At 61.5% G+C, this 3,198-nt stretch carries 5 protein-coding genes; all 5 read left to right on the forward strand.

Annotated elements, in window-relative coordinates:
• Positions 1-349, forward strand: a 349-nt coding sequence (locus OOT08_RS14245) for a DUF933 domain-containing protein (RefSeq protein ID WP_325093451.1), incomplete at its 5' end; no start/stop codon positions are given.
• A gap of 384 nt (positions 350-733) precedes the next feature.
• A complete protein-coding gene (locus OOT08_RS14250; RefSeq protein WP_325093452.1) occupies positions 734-1,597 on the forward strand; it encodes a hypothetical protein in 864 nt (287 codons plus the stop codon).
• A 253-nt stretch (positions 1,598-1,850) separates the two neighbouring features.
• On the forward strand, positions 1,851-2,027 hold the full coding sequence (locus tag OOT08_RS14255) for a type II toxin-antitoxin system RelE/ParE family toxin (protein WP_325093670.1): 177 nt from the start codon (positions 1,851-1,853) through the stop codon (positions 2,025-2,027).
• Positions 1,987-2,322, forward strand: a complete 336-nt coding sequence (locus OOT08_RS14260) for a HigA family addiction module antitoxin (protein ID WP_442916256.1) — start codon at positions 1,987-1,989, stop codon at positions 2,320-2,322. Before OOT08_RS14255 ends, OOT08_RS14260 begins: the two co-directional genes overlap by 41 nt.
• Before the next feature lie 392 nt (positions 2,323-2,714).
• On the forward strand, positions 2,715-3,170 hold the full coding sequence (locus OOT08_RS14265) for a DUF2695 domain-containing protein (RefSeq protein WP_325093453.1): 456 nt from the start codon (positions 2,715-2,717) through the stop codon (positions 3,168-3,170).
• The last annotated feature ends 28 nt before the right edge of the window (positions 3,171-3,198 follow it).

Here is a 3,198-nt window from a genome sequence, read left to right on the forward strand (position 1 = left end):
CGCGGAGGACGCCGCCGAGATGCTCGCCTCGACCGGTCAGACCGAGTCCGGGCTCGACCAGCTCGCGCGCATCGGCTTCGACACCCTCGGGCTGCAGACCTACCTCACGGCGGGACCGAAGGAGGCGCGCGCCTGGACCATCCGCAAGGGCGACAAGGCCCCGCAGGCCGCCGGCGTGATCCACACCGACTTCGAAAAGGGCTTCATCAAGGCCGAGGTCATCTCCTTCGAGGACCTCGTCGCCACCGGCTCCATCGCCGAGGCCCGCGCCCAGGGCAAGGCCCGCATGGAGGGCAAGGACTACGTCATGCAGGACGGCGACGTCGTGGAGTTCCGCTTTAACGTTTAGTTCTACGCATGGAGAAATGGCGCAACTCGACAGAGTTGCGCCATTTTTGCGTTGCGAGAACATTGCTGCTGCTGACGACGCCACGAGTTGCGACGTGGTGTCGGTAGCTTGTGTGAGGATGGCACCCATGGGGTTTTTGGTTGCAACGGGTGTCGGGCTGTTCCTTATTGGCGGATGGGGGTTCGCGAAGTGGTATCAGCGTGGGGTGCCAGGGAAAGACGCGCTCAGGATTTTTGGGTGCGTAAAGCTCGGGTCGACGGCCTACGTAGCTTAGTTATTCAGCATGCCCAGGCAATATCTCGACGAATCTCGTTGGGTCTAAGGCAAAGTGCGCGAGTTGTCGCGCCAACTGGATGGTCTGAGTTTCGGCTAGGAATGGATGTGATGGATAGGGTTCTCGCTCCCCGTGCCATCTTGCTCGCCTATGTATCGGGTCTTGCAATTCTCCCTATGGTTTTCGCGTGGATTTTCATACATGCAATCCGTGGAGGGTCGATCGTGGAGCAGCGAGTCCTCTCGTTAGTCGTCGGCTACAATGCGTTGCTTGTCGTTTCCTGCTTAACGACAGCGGTGGTGGTGAGCCTACTCATTCTGACCCTGATGAGATTTGCGCGAGTGCTCCTCGTCAGTCTTGATGCCGCTGGCGTGTTTCGTGTTGTTGCGACGTGGACTGGCTACGGAACAGCGGCAGGCGTTGTGACCGCCGCCATGCTGCCTGTACTGAATCAGCTCCTTCCCCTATCTACCTCCCCAGACCCCGAGACTGACCTAACGGCGACGATCTCACCGCAGTTACTCATTGACATTCCCGCAGCGGGTGCCGTAGCGGGCTACGGAATCGGCTTGACGGTTTCGGTCGTCGTCTTGTGTCGGAGAGCTGAGAACCTCATAATCCGCTGGCTGCTCGCACCAGCTATTTTCGTTATGGTGTTGGTCGTACTCGGAGCGAATGGGATCGACCCCAGAGGGCTATTCGCTGTCGTTTCGCGCAGCATTGCAGCTTCGACGTCCGGCAAGGTCCCTGAGTGCAATGCAACCAATGATCAGTTTGAGGAGCGTATCGCTGACACTCCGTGGGTGCTGCAATTAATGGAGACTTGTAGTCCGCCGTTCCTCGTCGAAGGTGGGATGTTCGTGGCCGGCACCGGTGTAGCCGTCATGTTGCTCGCGCTCGTCTTGATGGTATTTGACTTCCGCCGGGGAATCAAAGAACTGTCGGAACAGTCGGACTTGTCTGAAGCGCGATGAGTTGTAACTAGGCCAGACCGGTCGTACTCAAATCCCCTCCTGAGATCGTCGAGCGGCCTGGCCCATCATGTCGTTCGGCTACGGAACGTCGTCGGGGTCCGCTTTAACGTCAAACGTTATGAACGGATCCCGTTATATTCTTGCCGCGTGATCAGATACGTTCGGAAACACAGATACCGAACATATCTGGCATGAGTAGTACGTCAAGCGTGTTGACCGGAACGTGCAGCGAGCGGCGTTGCGGAAACTCGAGGTGATACATGCGGCGAACGACGTTGAGGATCCTTGGATTCCGCCGGGAAATCGCCTGGAGCAACTCGTCGGCTACCGTCGCGGGCAGCACAGCATTCGGGTGAATGCGCAGTGGCGTATCTGCCTTCTCTGGAAAGATGGAGGAGCACAAGCTGTTGAACTCGTCGACGAACGCTGAGACTGATCTGATCGATCCCTTCCATCCGGGAGAAATTCTGCGGGAAGACTTTCTTGCGGGGTTCGGGATCACACAGAACAAGCTCGCGGTGTCCATCGGGGTGCCGCCGCGCCGGATCAATGAGATTGTTCACGGGAAGCGGGGGATCTCCGCGGACACAGCGATCCGGCTGGCACGATACTTCGGCACATCCGAAGAATTCTGGATGAACCTGCAGTCGAACTACGAGCTACGGCTCGAACGGCGGGCTCTGCGCGACACTGTCGCGGCGATCACGCCGCTCCGGGTCGCGTGAGCGACGATGTCCGCTGCACTTCTGGCGTGAAGACCTCAGCGTCGCTGGGCGGCGTGAGATACCTTCGGCCGTCATACAGGGCGGAGACGCGCTCGCCATGATCCTGACAGAGTGGCGGAACCGTCGAGAAAGAAGTCGACGACGAGCGGAAGCTGTTTGAGTGTCTGGGCGCGCTGCTTCTCGCTGAGGAGGAGAGCGAATCGGCCTGCTGATCTGGCGCTCGGCAGTTCTCGATCACCCCGGATGTTCATTCTCAGCGGCTGACCGTCGGGTTGGCGGCATGCGGAACGCACACCGACGGGGGGGGGGGGTCTCGGCTCTTGCGCGATCTGTTCCTCTGCCTCGCTCGGCGTGGGAGCCGCCCTGTCGGGGGTGCGGGGCACCCTGTCCGCATGAACGCACACACGAATTCCCCACGTCCCCCCGACAACCACCCCATCGCCGCGGAGGCCGAGGCGCTGGTCCGCCTGGCCGCCGCCGAGATCACCCGCCCCGATCCGCACGAGTGCCTGGCCTGCTTTGTGTTCCGGCAGGTCGTCGAGTTCGGCTGTGACGGCAGGCTTCGTTTCGCCAGCCGGTTTCGCGACTGTGCGGCACCGCGGGCCACGGCAATGCTGCGTCGCCTCGCGGAGCTGGGCGGCCACTGCGACGGCGAAATTTTCCTGAACGTCTACCGCCCTCGCTGGGCGCTCTGGCGGCTCCTCGGGGCCCTCGAGCCCGAGCCCGGATTCGACGGGGACGAGCCCTCGGGCAGGACGAGCGTGCAGGAGGCCCCCGACTGCCTGCTGGTGCGCACCGGCTCGACCCAGCCCTGTCAGCTCTGGGAGCCCGTCTCCCGGCGGGGGTGAACGGCCGGCGGGCTACTCGGACACGTTC

Origin of the sequence: Leucobacter sp. M11, assembly GCF_035726885.1 — a bacterium.
Classification (GTDB): Bacteria; Actinomycetota; Actinomycetes; order Actinomycetales; family Microbacteriaceae; genus JAPFRB01.

What these genes read in the sequence shown, in the direction of transcription:
- OOT08_RS14250 (WP_325093452.1), top strand. Translation starts at nt 734, where the DNA reads ATGGATAGGGTTCTCGCTCCCCGTGCCATCTTGCTCGCCTATGTATCG.
- OOT08_RS14260 (WP_442916256.1), top strand. Translation starts at nt 1,987, where the DNA reads ATGGAGGAGCACAAGCTGTTGAACTCGTCGACGAACGCTGAGACTGAT.
- OOT08_RS14265 (WP_325093453.1), top strand. Translation starts at nt 2,715, where the DNA reads ATGAACGCACACACGAATTCCCCACGTCCCCCCGACAACCACCCCATC.